This is a genomic window from Acinetobacter sp. FDAARGOS_724 (assembly GCF_013364475.1).
GTDB classification, from domain to species: Bacteria; Pseudomonadota; Gammaproteobacteria; order Pseudomonadales; family Moraxellaceae; genus Acinetobacter; species Acinetobacter variabilis.
This window is the reverse complement of the sequence record NZ_CP054908.1, coordinates 2,727,318-2,742,699: the sequence shown is the minus strand read 5'-3', so window position 1 is coordinate 2,742,699 and position 15,382 is coordinate 2,727,318. Positions and strand designations below refer to the sequence as shown.

General features: G+C 39.8%; 15 protein-coding genes and 1 pseudogene. 9 read left to right on the top strand and 7 right to left on the bottom strand.

Translation table 11 applies throughout. From position 1 onward, the window contains the following. Positions 1 to 74: 74 nt before the first annotated feature. Together FOC32_RS14320 and FOC32_RS14315 are read right to left on the bottom strand one after the other, a co-directional pair. Entirely contained in the window at positions 75 to 1,061 is a 987-nt protein-coding gene (locus FOC32_RS14320) for a site-specific integrase (protein WP_005103697.1), read from the bottom strand. A 256-nt stretch (positions 1,062 to 1,317) separates the two neighbouring features. Continuing rightward, positions 1,318 to 1,491 carry a hypothetical protein gene (locus FOC32_RS14315; protein WP_175967801.1) on the bottom strand — a complete coding sequence of 58 codons (174 nt, stop codon included), beginning with the start codon at positions 1,489 to 1,491 and terminating at the stop codon, positions 1,318 to 1,320. A 206-nt stretch (positions 1,492 to 1,697) separates the two neighbouring features. Here FOC32_RS14315 and FOC32_RS14310 point away from each other — a divergent pair, with 206 nt between their 5' ends. Together FOC32_RS14310 and FOC32_RS14305 are read left to right on the top strand one after the other, a co-directional pair. Then, positions 1,698 to 2,351: a hypothetical protein gene (locus tag FOC32_RS14310; RefSeq protein ID WP_005236538.1), complete on the top strand. Its 654-nt coding sequence runs from the start codon at positions 1,698 to 1,700 to the stop codon at positions 2,349 to 2,351. Positions 2,352 to 2,971: 620 nt separating this feature from the next. Continuing rightward, positions 2,972 to 3,196 carry a hypothetical protein gene (locus FOC32_RS14305; protein ID WP_034171238.1) on the top strand — a complete coding sequence of 75 codons (225 nt, stop codon included), beginning with the start codon at positions 2,972 to 2,974 and terminating at the stop codon, positions 3,194 to 3,196. 265 nt (positions 3,197 to 3,461) lie between these two features. Here FOC32_RS14305 and FOC32_RS14300 read toward each other — a convergent pair whose 3' ends face one another. The 3 genes from FOC32_RS14300 to FOC32_RS14290 all read right to left on the bottom strand — a co-directional run bounded on the left by FOC32_RS14300 (position 3,462) and on the right by FOC32_RS14290 (position 5,458). Beyond that, positions 3,462 to 3,812: a hypothetical protein gene (locus FOC32_RS14300; RefSeq protein ID WP_175967799.1), complete on the bottom strand. Its 351-nt coding sequence runs from the start codon at positions 3,810 to 3,812 to the stop codon at positions 3,462 to 3,464. Between the two features lie 206 nt (positions 3,813 to 4,018). Further along, positions 4,019 to 4,672 carry a hypothetical protein gene (locus FOC32_RS14295; protein ID WP_034171240.1) on the bottom strand — a complete coding sequence of 218 codons (654 nt, stop codon included), beginning with the start codon at positions 4,670 to 4,672 and terminating at the stop codon, positions 4,019 to 4,021. Positions 4,673 to 4,759: 87 nt separating this feature from the next. After that, the gene (locus FOC32_RS14290) at positions 4,760 to 5,458 is read right to left on the bottom strand and encodes a DUF3820 family protein (RefSeq protein WP_034171241.1); all 699 of its coding nucleotides are present in this window, start codon (positions 5,456 to 5,458) and stop codon (positions 4,760 to 4,762) included. 349 nt (positions 5,459 to 5,807) lie between these two features. Here FOC32_RS14290 and FOC32_RS14285 point away from each other — a divergent pair, with 349 nt between their 5' ends. The 3 genes from FOC32_RS14285 (at position 5,808) to rnk (ending at position 9,241) form a co-directional block, all read left to right on the top strand. Beyond that, a complete protein-coding gene (locus FOC32_RS14285) occupies positions 5,808 to 7,037 on the top strand; it encodes an alpha/beta hydrolase (protein WP_175967797.1) in 1,230 nt (409 codons plus the stop codon). 153 nt (positions 7,038 to 7,190) lie between these two features. Next, a complete protein-coding gene (gene glyA / locus FOC32_RS14280) occupies positions 7,191 to 8,444 on the top strand; it encodes a serine hydroxymethyltransferase (RefSeq protein WP_004784306.1) in 1,254 nt (417 codons plus the stop codon). Between the two features lie 392 nt (positions 8,445 to 8,836). Further along, the gene (rnk, locus tag FOC32_RS14275; RefSeq protein ID WP_034171243.1) at positions 8,837 to 9,241 is read left to right on the top strand and encodes a nucleoside diphosphate kinase regulator; all 405 of its coding nucleotides are present in this window, start codon (positions 8,837 to 8,839) and stop codon (positions 9,239 to 9,241) included. A gap of 63 nt (positions 9,242 to 9,304) precedes the next feature. Here the strand turns inward: rnk and FOC32_RS14270 are convergent. Beyond that, positions 9,305 to 9,792: pseudogene (locus FOC32_RS14270) on the bottom strand (TIGR00645 family protein). Between the two features lie 400 nt (positions 9,793 to 10,192). Between FOC32_RS14270 and FOC32_RS14265 the strand changes: the two are divergent. The 4 genes from FOC32_RS14265 (at position 10,193) to ahpF (ending at position 14,879) form a co-directional block, all read left to right on the top strand. Continuing rightward, on the top strand, positions 10,193 to 10,984 hold the full coding sequence (locus FOC32_RS14265; protein WP_004784296.1) for a hypothetical protein: 792 nt from the start codon (positions 10,193 to 10,195) through the stop codon (positions 10,982 to 10,984). A gap of 16 nt (positions 10,985 to 11,000) precedes the next feature. Next, a complete protein-coding gene (locus tag FOC32_RS14260; RefSeq protein ID WP_005236518.1) occupies positions 11,001 to 12,134 on the top strand; it encodes a toxic anion resistance protein in 1,134 nt (377 codons plus the stop codon). A 37-nt stretch (positions 12,135 to 12,171) separates the two neighbouring features. Beyond that, entirely contained in the window at positions 12,172 to 13,089 is a 918-nt protein-coding gene (locus FOC32_RS14255; RefSeq protein WP_175967796.1) for a hypothetical protein, read from the top strand. A 224-nt stretch (positions 13,090 to 13,313) separates the two neighbouring features. After that, positions 13,314 to 14,879, top strand: coding sequence for an alkyl hydroperoxide reductase subunit F (gene ahpF / locus FOC32_RS14250; RefSeq protein ID WP_034171736.1), 1,566 nt, complete (start codon positions 13,314 to 13,316; stop codon positions 14,877 to 14,879). A gap of 246 nt (positions 14,880 to 15,125) precedes the next feature. On the opposite strand, the gene FOC32_RS14245 is transcribed toward ahpF, so the two are convergent. Next, positions 15,126 to 15,380, bottom strand: coding sequence for a YfhL family 4Fe-4S dicluster ferredoxin (locus tag FOC32_RS14245; protein ID WP_175967794.1), 255 nt, complete (start codon positions 15,378 to 15,380; stop codon positions 15,126 to 15,128). Between the last annotated feature and the right edge of the window lie 2 nt (positions 15,381 to 15,382).

The window sequence follows — 15,382 nt, the reverse complement described above, 5'->3', positions numbered from 1 at the left end:
CCTTATAGGCAGACCCTACGCAATTTAGCGTGTTGGGGTTTGCTGTTTTAGGATATATTAAAACTCGATTAAAGCTAATCCAGTCGGTTTGCAATCTCTGATGCAGTTGCATTGTAATAAATCATCAGGCTTCTTAAATCCTTATGACCAATCATCCGCGCCAAATCCAATACTTCTAATTTCTGGGCAAGCCTTGTGCATGCTTCATGTCTTGAGTCGTGAAAATGCAAATCTTCAATTTCACACTTATCTCGCAACTTTCTCCAAAGTGTATCAAAGCTCGAATCTTTTACTGTAAAAACCTGATGACTGCCAACACCTTTCATAAGCTCAAGCAATTCAACAGCACGCTTGGACAGGGGTACATGTCGTTTTGTTCCATTCTTGGTTTCATTCAAAGTCACATATCTATTCTTTAAATAAACCCGGTCCCAAGTCAGGCCACGGATCTCACCAGCACGCATTGCAGTTTCAATCGCCAACAGGAAAGCAATCATAATTTGCTGTGTGAAATTCTCAGGTGCCTGATCATCAAACTCAGCAGCCAGACAAAGCCTGTAAATTTCATCCTCCGATATACGTCTATCTCGATGTGCTGGTGGTGGTGGCATCTTTAAATCACTCATTGGTGAATCATAAACCCACTTCCATTCCGTGCGCGCTACTGTAAACAAAGCTGACAGTATGTTGCCCTCACGTCGTACCGAGGCCGGCTTGACTGTTTTTAGTCTGGTATCTCGCCACACCACAAAATCATCGGTGGTAATTTTGGCAATATGCTTTTTGGCAATCTTCGGGAAGTTTCTTTGGAATGCCCGAAATCTTTTAATCTCAGCATCACAACCTTTGTGCTTTGGACACACTTCTTCTATGTATCTATCAATTGCACAATTTAATGTATAATCAGGAAGCTTTCCGCGTGATAACTCTCTTAATTCAGTTTCACGTTTTGATGCCCATGCGCGAGCCTGAGTCTTAGTATCGAATGTCGCACTTTCCCGAGTACCATTCACACTAATCTCAACTCGCCAAGCATCACCCCTTTGTCGAAAGGTGGCCATAATTTTTCCTTTAAAATGTTGTGGCGTAAATTTGGCGTAATCAATATAGAATGAATAATAGGGAATAATAAGGAAACATTAAACTATTGAATTAATGAGCTACACTTAAACCTATAAAATTAAAGAAAAAATAAGGAAAACTAAGGAATAGTAAGGAAACCGCAAATTTCGGAAAGTGCCCGCTGAGCGCACCATCATTTTATTAGTTCACTTACCTCATTAGACTAAAAAAACAATTCCAGATTTATAAAATAAATTATGGATTCTCTTCCTCTTCATCCTGATATTTTTGACGTATTTGATCTCTTTTCACCTGAGGGTCTTGATCTACGCCTAACTGACCGCGTTGAATCTCTCGATCTTGTTTCTCTTGTGGGTCTAACTCTTCTTCTGGAAACTCTTCATTCAGTTCTTCATCTGGTTTAGCCATCGGGAATTACCTCTTGGGAATATAAGTAGTAATGTCTGTAGAAGATGCTCTTAGACCTCTTATTCTATAAAAATGGGTGAATTACATTGTTGTATTTATAGTTTGTTTAATCTCATAAATTGTTGTTTCTATAAATAGATGTGCTGAGTAGTTTTTTTATCAAAAAAATTAGTATCTTATGCTCACAATAAAAATGAGATATAGATATGAAAAAATTATTATTCATTGGGTTAATGATTGGGGCTTCTTCAGTTGCTGAAGCGAATACACCTTTAGCTATTCAATATGGTAATCCTGCTCCAAAAGATAAAGCCGTTATTACGACTACACCTTATTATGCTCAAGAAAACCTAATAAGTCAGTACTCTTTAGCTTTTGGTTACGCCGGTTCAAAAATAGGGTCAGACAGCTTTTTGGGTACTGAATCATTCGATGGGCTGTTTATTAATGGTGAATATCAATCCCATCCGACGACCAGCTTATGGGCCGAATACAAATTTCAAAGCTCAGATATTGATTACAATCAAGTTACAATTGGGGTAAAAAATAAATTTCTGGAAAATGATCAGTTTTATTCAGCAATTTCTATAGGTCTGGGAATGAGCTGGGTAGATGAAAGTGAAACGGATGCAGATCTTGGTCGAGTCGATCTGGAATTGGATTATTTTACAATTCCTGTTGCCTTGGAAGTCGGTTATAAAATTGCTCCTGAAGCAGATTTATTTGGATCTTTTGGTTATCAATGGATGTTTAACCGTGATGCCAAGATTTGTATGAATGGCGCATGTGTCTCTGGCAAGAGTGATGATCTGGACTTGAATGGGGTTACTTATCAATTTGGTTTTCGCTATTACTTTTAGTGGCTAATCAATGGCCTTAATAGCGAACTCTTTTACTTAAGATTTAAAATTGTATCTAGCTAAAATTATTCATTTTTCACATAAATAAAGAATATTTTTATTAAAATTTAAATAGGTAGGATATAGAGATTGAAAAGAATAGAGTTGTTTGTAGTGCTCTATTGATCCAGCCAAAATATTCTAATCTGCTTTTGAAAAAGCACAATTTAAATATTGTATAAGTCTTCTTTTAGAAGTGTAAAAGTGTATTGTAGGTAAAAAAAATCCTGCTATATTGAACTCATGGTAGGTCATAAAACGAAACGACGCTACCAATAAGTTGGACGGATCAATGACAGTTAGTTGAGCTCGAACTTAGGTTCAGGCAATAAATCTAGCACTAGCCATCCAACACAGAGCCCGCAGCGATGCGGGCTTTTTAATGCAAAATTTTAAGCGAGAGTTATTAATAATTTCGATTCTTTTATTTGTATAGCACATTCTTCATTAGCGACTATATATAGTCGATAAAAGGTGCTCGCTAAAAAATCTTACATATTCGTTTGAAAGCCTTTCAAATAACTATGTTATAAGAATTCAGACAAGCAAATTTAATAATGCCAATAAAGGGAGGTATGACGATGACAGAAGGTTTAATTGAAGTGCAAGTCAAAAACCAGTATGGCAAAACCCTGAATGTAAAAGCATTACTACGTGCCGGTGCTCAGCATAGTGATCCGTCCCAGCGTTTGGAACAGCAAGTCGAATATATTGTAGTGGATGATGAAATTATCAGACCAACAATTGAACTGTTATTTGCCAGTGAGCAGACCGACTGCATCTATCGTGTTTTGGATGCTAAATAAGGATCCGGGATTCATTAAGCTGCTTTATGACGTTTAAAGAAAGATATAGCTCATCCAATGATGAGCTTGATTTTGATATCTTAGTTCACTTCTTTATCAAATTGTTTGATGCAGAATACAAACTGATAAATTTAATTCAAAGAGATTGGATAAATTCCTATCATTGCTCAGTTTTATCATTTTTTTATATTAAATAATATCAAACTATCTATATAGATGATCTAAATTAATTTCTTCGAAAATACGCTCTAAGAAAAGCATTATTTCAGAAAACTTTTAATGTGACATTTACATCATAACGACCAAATTCTTCCAGAATCTGCTGAAGCGTCTGTTGTCCCAATGCATCTGCAGCTGCAATTTGTACTTCCTGATTGGTCTTGCTGTCAAAGCATTCAATCGTCTGAATCAGCCATTGATGTTCATAGGCAGTTTTCTCAATCAGTATGCGACGTGGTTGCAGCGCATCACTGATCTGGCGAGGCAAGACATACGTGATCGCCAACTGAATATGTTCTAGTTCATCGGCAGCACTGACAAAAGTAATGACCCAGTTTCCCACCTTGCTCAGTTGCATGGGATTATCAAAGGCATCGAATTCAAGATAGTGTTGCATAAACGTGGGAAGAATAAAAAGTAATACATTCTATATGGCTTTAAATCCTTAATATAGCTATGCATCTATAGTCGAAAGTAAATGAATAAAACTACTTTTGTATGAATTAAAATTATATTTTTCAATTAAATAGAAAAATTTTTTCGCCGGATTTATTCATCTTTAAACTTAAGATAGACTTAAAAAGACTGAATCTATGAAGAGTTTTAAGCCTGAGCACGCAACATGGATAAAGCATGGCTAATTTGCTTGAACAGTTGGTTTAACTCTTGTGAAGGCATGCGGCTTTCCTGGAGAAGTGTCAACCATTGCACCTGACAGACTTTTAAGGCATTGATATCTGGTGCCTGAGCAATATTTTGAATGTGTTGATTGGCCAATAAGCCACAGTATTTTTTTAAACTGTCTAGCATCAAGCTGCGTACCTGTTCTTGGTTGAGTGCTATATAGGTAATGTCAGCAGGTACGTCAGGCACGTGGGTCGTGGCAACTAATGTCGTGGTAATCGGCGCTTCAAGATCGGCAGATGGGGCAGGACTGGTGATTGAAGTCTGAATATTTGATTCAGGAAAGTGTGGAAATGAGGCTTTTACTGAGTTATTAGCAGGCGCTGAAGTTTGTGCTGACTCTGTACCGACTGCTGCATTTGAAGTCTCTAACTCTTGTACTTCAATCAGTCCTATATCACACAATTGTTGCAGCAAATCATGTGGTGCAATACGCGCTTTAAACTGAGGTGTGAGTAAATCAAAATCTTCAGTGCCAATTAAAACCAAAAGACGTCTTTGACGTGCATTAAGCTCGACATTACGATGTTGAAGAACATGTAGACCCTTTGCAGTTTTTGAATAGCGCATCATACCTGAATGCCTTATATACAGAATTCAGGTAGATGCTAATATTAGAAAATTACACTAATATGAAGATGCTGTTAAATTTACTTAAAATTAAAGAGTTGTAATTGCAGTATTTTCTAAAGCCTTACGCAGATAAGGATCGAGATCCTCCTGACGAAGCAGCCATTGCACATAGTCAGCAGGCAGTTCAGCAATCGCAGTGCCACGATGCTTGCCAAAATTGATGGTACGTGGAATACGCGCATCTTCAGAAGCTTCATATAGTTCTTCAATACTGCTGATTTTCAGGTGATGCACAATATGCATCAGGATATTCGCAGTCAGAATAATATCCATATCAGCACGATGCGCTTTACGGATCATTTCACGGGCACGGTCGCTGCCACGGGTGATCATATAAATCAGGGCAGAGATATTGTGGGCCTCAGCATCTGGCCAAACTCGGCGGGCGAGGGCAAGGGTACAAATTGCTTTAATATTCGATGAATCGACGCCACATTTTTCTAGGGCACGAATATCATAATCAATATTATGGCCTATGATATAAGTAGTTTCTTGCGGGAGTTCAAAGCTGCTGTAGTGCGGTTGTCCTTCCAGATCAGATTGCAGAATATGATGCACGGCCATGGCTGCAAAAGAAATCGGTTCATCACAGCTATAGAGCTGATCAAACAGTCGGCTTTTATCCAGACTAATTTTATGGTCTATGATCTCTATAGGCGCATAGGCAATTTCAATGGGTTGACCATTCAAGGTATGAGTTTCAGTATCGAGAATGATAGCCTGCATGACGGAAATATGCCTGAAAAAAGTGGATATCAAAATCTAACATTATTATTTCAATCCTGACAGTTGAAATGCCGGATTTTAACTTTAATTGCAGACTTTTTGACTGATATAGAACATTTGTAATCTACACTTATAAATAAAAGTTTTCAAAGTTTCTGTAAATATTTCCAGAACTTAAATTTATCATGTCGGAATGGTCATAAATTAAATTGCTATTTATTAGAAAAATAACAAAATAATCTCTTGTAATTAATGAAATAACTTGGGAAATTATTCTCTAGTTTTATCAACGGATAAAGATAAAACTTTAAAATCATGAGAGATAATAATTAAGACAAGGATAAGATCGATGAAACGTCATGTATTGACTGGTTCTCTACTCGCACTAAGCATAGCTTTAACTGCATGTAATGATAGCGATGATAATCGTTATTATGAATCCAAACCCGCTATTCCCGTGAATAATATCGACAATCCGGTTGTAGCAACACCTGTGGCTTATACCGAAACGGACCTGACAGCTGTTGCCGATGAAAGCGTGGTTATGACTTATAAGATGTTAGGTATCAATAATAACGAAACCCAGGCAACTGCACTGGTTTTCACTCCAAAAGGAACACCTCCTGCGAAAGGTTGGCCGATAGTGGCCTGGGCACATGGTACGACGGGTGTGGCCGATCAGTGTGCACCAAGTCGCAATGAAATAAATCCTTATATCAAAAATATGATTGCCGGATTCCTTCAAGCGGGATATGTGGTCGTTGCACCTGATTATGAAGGCTTAGGAGAGCCGAGTGGCACAGAACTTCATCCTTTCCTTAATCTTAAGAGTGAAGCTTATTCAATTACCGATGCTGTAGTCGCAGCAAAAGACTATTTAGGTTCGGATGCCTCGAATCAATGGATGGCTGTGGGACATTCTCAAGGTGGTCAAGCGGCTTTAGGTGCTGCTCAATATGCAGCACGTGCTTCTCAAATGACTTATAAAGGTACGGTAGCTTTAGCTCCTGCTTCTAATTTCAGTCTAATTCTGGCAGGTGGAGAGGCTCAAGCTGGACAAGAACCAGATCTGAATAAAAAGATTCAAACTCTAGCATCTTTAGATACTTTTACCGCGCTGATCGCCGCGGGATTGCGTAATCCGAATCCAAATTTGCAATATAGTCAGGTCTTTAAAACACCAACAGATGAGATTGCCAAGAATGCTGAAACAGACTGTTATGATGTATTGGGCAAAAAATTCGGTACGGCAATGGGAGCTTATGCTCAAACCAATGGAAATCTAGAAGGATATTCGCGTACTCAAGCTAATTTTATGAGTATTCCAGTAGTGAAGAATTTCCTGGATAAAGACTCTCAGCCTTTACAGGTTAAAGTGTCTACACCTGTGATTATTTATCAGGGAGAGGCGGATAGTACTGTTCCAAAGGCTGCAACTGATGTTTTAGTGAGCTTAGCGAATCAGAAACAAACCTCGGTACGATATATTACGGATGGTTCATGGGATCATGGTAGCGTCTATGCACTGAATATTGCTAATATTATTTCAGATGTAAAATCTCTAATGCCAATTCAATAACTTATTTTTATCTCTATAGCTCATGTTTTTTAAGCATGAGCTATTTTTATTGCAAACTGAATAAAGTTCATGATCGAAATTGGCAAAGTTCATGTTACAATACGCGCCAATCTTAGCACGGCTTAAAAGCCCTAATTTAATAGGACCTCGCTAATGTTTGCCAATATCTCTATTGCTGAATTTGATCCAGAAATCGCTCAAGCAATCTCTAACGAAGATGCTCGCCAAGAAGCGCACATCGAGCTGATCGCTTCTGAAAACTATTGCTCACCAGCAGTAATGGAAGCTCAAGGATCAAAACTCACTAACAAATATGCAGAAGGCTACCCAGGCAAACGCTACTATGGCGGTTGTGAATATGTAGATGTCATTGAACAATTGGCAATTGACCGTGCTAAAGAATTATTTGGTGCTGATTATGCTAACGTTCAGCCACATGCTGGTTCTCAAGCAAACTCTGCAGTTTATTTAGCGCTGCTTAATCCAGGCGACACAGTATTGGGTATGAGTCTGGCTCACGGTGGTCACTTGACTCACGGTGCGAAAGTAAGCTTCTCAGGTAAAACTTATAATGCAATTCAATACGGTCTGAATCCAGAAACTGGTGAGATCGATTATGAAGAAGTTGAACGTTTAGCTGTAGAACACAAACCACGTATGATCGTAGCTGGTTTCTCTGCATACAGCCAAATCGTAGATTGGCAACGTTTCCGTGACATCGCGGACAAAGTTGGCGCTTACCTGTTTGTAGATATGGCTCACGTTGCTGGTCTGGTTGCTGCTGGCGTTTACCCAAGTCCAGTTCAAATTGCTGACGTAACAACTACGACTACTCACAAAACTCTTCGTGGTCCTCGTTCAGGTCTGATCCTTGCGAAAGCAAACGAAGAAATCGAGAAAAAACTTCAATCAGCTGTATTCCCGGGTAACCAAGGTGGTCCTCTGGTTCACGCGGTTGCTGCTAAAGCAATCTGCTTTAAAGAAGCAATGGCACCTGAATACAAAGCATACCAACAACAAGTGGTTAAGAATGCTCAAGCTATGGCTGAAGTTCTAATCGAACGCGGTTATGACGTTGTATCTGGCGGCACTAAAAACCACCTGTTCTTGTTGTCTCTGATCAAACAAGACATCACTGGTAAAGATGCTGACGCTTGGTTAGGTGCTGCTCACATCACTGTGAACAAAAACTCTGTACCAAACGACCCACGTTCTCCATTCGTGACTTCAGGTATCCGTATCGGTACACCTGCTGTAACGACTCGTGGTTTCGGTGAATCAGAAGTTCGTGAACTTGCTGGTTGGATCGCTGACATCCTTGATGCTAAAGGCGATGAAGCCGTAATCGCTGCGGTTAAAGAAAAAGTTGCTGCTGTTTGCGCTAAATTCCCTGTTTACGCAAAATAAGCCTAACTTGAGAAAAGCCCCCTCAAGGGGGCTTTTTTATTGGGTGATATTTTTTCTGACTCATCTTCTGCTGCTCACTTTTATGATCAGTTAAAAGAGACGATAAGATCAAAGCTTAATCAATCCTATATATAAAATATTCATCCTTTTATAAAACAAAGTTGAGAAATACAGATCCTATAAATCTGATTTCGAAAAGAGTATTGAGTTTTTCTAAAACTGGTTACATTCTTTGAAAAACAGCTTTATAAGTTGAGTTAAGACACAATTTTTTTAGCAGCTAAAAAAGATTTTTTATATTTGAACTTAATTTAATCTGATTAACTACTTAGAACCTAGATTCATTCGCTTTTTAAAGATTATTCAATCATTCATTAAACAAGGTAGTAAGAATGGCTAAACCAAAAATTATTTTATCTGAACAGGATGTGGAACGTCTCGAAACCATGCTTGAAAATCAGGACAAGCTCAGTGAGACCATGCTTCAACTGGAAGATGAACTGGCTCGTGCTGAAGTGGTCAAGCCAGAGGACATGCCAAGCAATGTGGTGACCATGCATGCGCGTGCATTGCTGACGATTGCACCATCAACGGAGCCTGTAGAAATCACCCTGGTCTACCCGCATGAGTTTAAAGGTGAAAAGGGGCAGGTGAATGTCGTAGCACCGATTGGAACTGCAATCTTGGGCTTGGCAGAAGGACAGACCATTGAATGGCCACAACCTGATGGTCAATTGATGAAAGTCACGATTGAAAAAGTGCTGTATCAGCCGGAACGAGAAGGTGACTATCTATAATTTTTTAGTTAATTCGCCGATATAAAAAGGCCCCTATAATCGGGGCTTTTTAATATCCATGTTTTAATGCTTGGTGAGTTTATCCAGATAACCCATAATAAATGCAGAAATCACAAAAGTCAGATGCATGATGATGTACCACATGATTTTGTCATTCTCGACGTTACGAGCATCCATAAAAATACGTAGTAAATGAATCGAAGAATAGCTACGATGGAAGCCGCAACTTTAAGTTTAAGAGAATTGGCATCCATAGTGCCGAGCCAGTTCAGGCGGGTTTTATTTTCATCGATTTTGAGTTGTGAAACGAAATTTTCATAACCTGAAAACATCACCATCACAATAAGTCCACCAACCATGGTCATATCAACCAGGGATAGAATCACCAGAATCAGGTCAGCTTCAGTATATTCGAAGATATGCGGCAGAACATGAATCACTTCCTGAAAGAATTTTAAGGCCAGTAATAATAAAGCGAATGATAAACCAAAATAGACAGGAGCTAAGATCCAGCGTGCGGCATACATCGTATTATGAAAAAAACGTTCCATTTTATTCTCAGGTTACCTACTTTATTGTTGATCTTGATCATAAATAATTCATACTTAAAATTCGAGAATTATTTATGTTTTATAATGCCTTATAAGTATTCTTAAGTTTAAAAAAGCTTAATTAAGACCATAAATTAACTTGGCATTTATTGTGCTTATCCTTATTTAGTTGGTTATTAGCCTATTTGAGGCCGATGGAAAAGGTTCTAGAGAGAACCAGCAGGTTATAGTCAAAATAATTTGTACAAGAAATGGCTGTATGCCAAACTTAATTCCAACGATATCTTCAACTTATATAAAGAAAATTCTATGGCTTGAAGCATTCCTTTGCAAAATGCTACATGTTATGTTGAATGAAAAGACGTACTATAAAAATCGAATTCACTGAGTTTAAAGGGCCATGTCACAGATAGATGTTTTGATTCCAATCCAAGACATTGCAGTAGAGCAGAGCGAGATTCTAAGTATCAAGCGCAACGAACTTGTGCCTTTACTCCACGACCAATACAAGCTGAATCATTATGCTGACCCACTTATTCAGGCACAGTCCGTACTATTAAATGGGGTAGATCCGCATCTGACCCAACAACTGAGCCAGACGATTGAACAGCTGATTCAGATGCTGGCTCAATCAAAAAAATATCTCAAGAAGCGTAAATTTAATGCCTTACAGAAATGGCTGGGTATCGATTTAGATTATGGCTCAAGTCAGGTTGAATACTATAAAAAACTGGACTATTTATTGGATCAGGCAGATCACCTTAGCCGTAAGTTGCAAATTGAAATCCAGAAATCCCAATCGCGATTTCAGCAACTGATCGGTTTACGTGAGCAAATGGCCAAGCATATTGTGGCAGCAGAAGAATTTTTATCTGAATATCCGCAGTTTATCAGGAATCAGCATCCACTGGATAATTTTTCTGAGCGGCTGTCAAAAAAGGTGCATACCTTAAGAACCTTGCAAAGCAGTAATGACATCGCCATTACCCAGATGCAATTGTCCCAGCAACTGTCTTATAGCCTGCTGGATCGATTTAAAGAAGCACAACAGGTGCTGATCCCGGCCTGGCAATATCATGTCAAACAAAGCCAGACGAAACACTCGACAAGTGATCTGGAAAAACTCGATAATAGCCGGGACAATCTGATTAAAACGTTAAAAAAGTCACTCGAAAAACCCTCGAATACATAACAATATAAGGTGAAACATGACCAAATCTGATGTAGTAAATTTACCTGTCGAAAGCTCAACTGAACTAACTGAACAGAAGTTCCAGCAAATGGATCTGAAAGAGCTGGGCTTGCAGCCTGCCGATTTTCAGGAGGTTTTGGCAGCACGTAAAGAACTGCAGAATATGAGTCATAATAGTGTGGCCGAATATGGCAAAAATATAGCCACTAAAACTTCAAGCTATACCGATGAATTGCTGAATCTGGTACAGAACAAAGATCTGGATGCAACCGGTCAAAAGCTGAATCAGGTGGTGCAGGTGGCACAGCAACTGAATACCAGCAGTATCTTGAACAAGAAAAAAAGTTCGGGGTTTCTTGGCAATATCATCAGCAAGTTTAAAGGGGTTAAAGATAACTTTGACTCGCATTTCAATACCACCAAAGAACAGATTGATGTGCTGGTCAAGGAAATTGAAACATCGCAATCCGGATTAAAAGCCCGCGTTGATACGTTGGATAAAATGTTCGATGGGGTGCAGGAAGAATATAAACAGCTGGGTATTCATATTGCAGCTGGACGTTTACGTGAACAGGAATTGCAGCAGGAAATTGCTGCGCTCACAGCCTTGCCACAAGATCAGAGCACCACGCAAAAAATCTATGACCTAAATCATCTGGCCAATAATCTGGAAAAACGCATCAGTGATTTACAGGTATTGCAGCAATCTGCGATGCAGACTTTGCCAATGATCCGGATTATTCAGTCCAATAACCTGATGCTGGTGGATAAATTCTATGCCATTAAAAATATTACATTGCCAGCATGGAAAAACCAGATCAGTCTGGCCATTTCACTGAATGAACAGAAGAACAGTGTACAGCTGGCCAATACCATTGATGATGCAACCAATGAGCTTTTACGCCGTAATGCAGATTTATTGCATCAGAACTCGGTCGATACGGCAAAAGCCAACCAGCGTTCTGTTATTGATATTGAAACGCTTGAACATGTGCAAAATACCCTCATTAAAACTGTTAATGATGTGATTCAGATCCAGAAAGAAGGTGTACAGAAACGCACTGAAGCGACGGTACGTTTAAGAGCCTTGCAAGATAATCTGAATCATTTGGTGATTGAATCAAGTACCAGTGGATCTAAACCCAACTAAATCCAGTAGGGCCAAGATCTAAAAAAAGGAGTAGAGATTGCCGCCCTTACATGAATATGCTGTAAATCCTCAGGAAATCAAGCAAGGGGTCGTCGCACTCAAAAAGCGTCAACGTAATTTGATGCTTTTGGGACTGACTACCTCTACGGTCTGTATCGCATCCGTGATAGGCCTATTCTTTCAGCAGGAACTGGTTTATGGCTTTTTTGGCCTGAGTACTCAGCTTCAACAGCTGCATTTACCAGTTAGTGTCGATGCTAATCTGGCCAGTATTGGGGATAGTCCGGATTATTTCTTTGCTCTATTAAGCTGGTTTGGCTGGCTGATTCTGAAAATCTTTGCTTCTTTTATTGGTGCATTTTTTCTGGTTGGATTGCTGAAGAAGTTTCGTTTCTTCTATGTGCGCTTTCAGTCTTTCATATTGAAGTTTGTAGGCTGGCTGATTTCTTTTATCGTGATCTGGTCAGGACTGACTTATTGGCAATATGACCTGAGAAATGACCGTGAAGATGTTTATCAGCAAGTGGTCTATTACGATAGTAATATCAATGATAGCGAAGTGGCACGTTATCTGGTTGATTCCGATATTGCTTCACCGGTGAAATCTTATTTACTCGCCCAAACAGCACTCTTGCATAAACCCGTTGATCTATCTGCAGCTCGACCTTATGTCGCACAAGTAGTTGAGGCAGAGCGGCAGGATAATAAGTTTGAACAATACGGATTTAAACCGGAACAGATCTGGACCATGCAGCAACAGGTCTATGGTAAAAGCCTGACGCCTGTGGCACAAAGTGTAGATCGTCAAGCCCAGCAAGCCGAACAAGTCAGCAAGATTACCAATGTCATCATTATTGGCATTGTCATCTTATTTGCCTTGCTTAGCTTAATCATATTTGTATTAGCCAATTCAATTAAGGGGCGTTCGCTACGTATTGAACAGCGAATCTTCTAAACTTAAAAATGCTCCTATAAAAGGAGCATTTTTATTTTCCAATCTATATTCGGTTTCTTTAAGCCAGAGCAAGAAGCTTAAGGATAATAAAAAATAAAATTAGGTTAGAAATTATGATCTATAAAAACGATCATTAATATAAAAACAAACTGTTTTATCTATTTATCGATTTAGCTTAGTATCTACTTATCGAATGAATTCTTACTCCTTTGGAGACGTTAGCAATGTTAGATCAAAATACTTCAGCTCAATTAAAAACACTACTTGAACGTTTGGAAGGCCCGATTGAATTAGTGGCAACTCTGGATGGCTCTGACAAATCAGCCAAAATCAAAGAACTGGTTGAGGAAATCGCTCAGCTTTCTGATTTAGTGACTGCCCGTTTTGATGGTACCAACAAACGTGCACCAAGCTTTGGTGTGGCAAAAGCCGGTGAACAGCCTCGCGTGTTCTTTGCAGGCTTGCCGATGGGCCATGAGTTTACGTCGCTGATTCTGGCATTGCTGCAAACTTCAGGCTATGCACCAAAAGTCTCTGCCGAAGTTCTGGAATCAATTAAAGGCTTAGGGATCAAATCTGACTTTGACGTATTCGTATCACTCAGCTGTCATAACTGTCCTGATGTTGTTCAGGCATTGAACCTGATTGCTATCTATAACCCGGGTACGACTGCAACCATGATCGATGGTGCTTTCTTCCAGGATGAAGTGGAAGAACGCAAAATCATGGCTGTACCAATGGTCTTCCAGGACAATGAACATATCGGTCAGGGTCGTATGACACTGGAAGAAATCATTGCCAAACTGGATACCAATGCCGCAGCCAAAGACGCGGAAAAACTGAATGCCAAAGATGCATTTGATGTGTTGGTGATTGGTGGTGGACCTGCAGGGAATACTGCAGCGATCTATGCAGCACGCAAAGGCATCAAAACTGGGATCGTGGCTGAACGTATGGGCGGTCAGGTGATGGATACCATGGACATCGAAAACTATACGTCAGTGCAAAAAACCCAAGGTCCGAAATTTGCCGCTGAAATGGAAGCCCATGTTCGTGAATACGGTGTCGACATCATGAACCTGCAACGTGTATCTGACATCAAAGGTGCAGATAGTACAGCGAATGGTCTGGTAGAAGTAACTTTAGAAAATGGTGCGAAACTTGAATCTAAAACCGTGATTCTGTCTACCGGTGCACGCTGGAGAGAGATGAATGTTCCAGGTGAACAGGAATACAAAACTCGTGGTGTAGCGTACTGCCCACACTGTGATGGTCCATTGTTCAAAGGTAAACGTGTAGCGGTGATTGGTGGCGGTAACTCGGGTGTAGAAGCTGCGATCGACCTTGCGGGTATTGTTGAGCATGTAACGCTAGTTGAGTTTGATACAAAACTGCGTGCGGATCAGGTATTGCAGGACAAACTGAACAGCTTGCCAAACACCACCGTAATCAAAAATGCGCTTTCTACCGAAGTGATCGGTGATGGTTCACAAGTCACAGCGTTGAAATACAAAGACCGTGCAACTGATGAAGAGCATACAGTTGAACTGGCAGGGATCTTCGTTCAGATCGGTTTGTTGCCAAACACCGACTTCCTGAAAGGAACCGATGTTGAGCTAACCAACCGTGGTGAAATTATGATTAACGAGCGCAATGAAACCAATGTCAAAGGTGTGTTTGCTGCAGGTGACTGTACCACTGTTCCTTACAAACAGATCATCATCGCCACTGGTGAAGGTGCCAAAGCATCATTATCTGCCTTCGACTACATCATCCGTTCTGGTCAGTAAAAAAAGAGCACCTGGAATCCCCACATCCCAGGTGCTTAATCTCAAACTCCTATTATTATTTTCGCTTTATAGGAACTCAGGACGCTAACACCCGGGTTCCTTTTTTTAGTTATTGTTAGATCAGCCAAAAGCGTCCCCAATCGCTTTTAGCTGTTCCTTTCCTCTGGACAGTTTTTGTTTTCAACCCTTATTTTTATCTTTCCCTAAGGTTGTTCTTAGATGAAGTCATAAGACTTCATGCATCCTTCAAGCTTTAAACAGATTCAAACCTTTAAATTTCTCCATTAAGTGCTCTTGCGTTTCCCGATGCTCTGGATGCGACACAATGCACTCAATAGGACAGACGGCAATACAGGTTTGATGATCATAGAAACCGACGCATTCCGTACAACGATTCACGTCGATTTCATAGATCTTATCGCCTTCATAAATTGCTTCATTTGGGCATTCCGGTAAGCACATATCACAGTTGATACATTTATCGGTAATCAAGAGTGCCATTT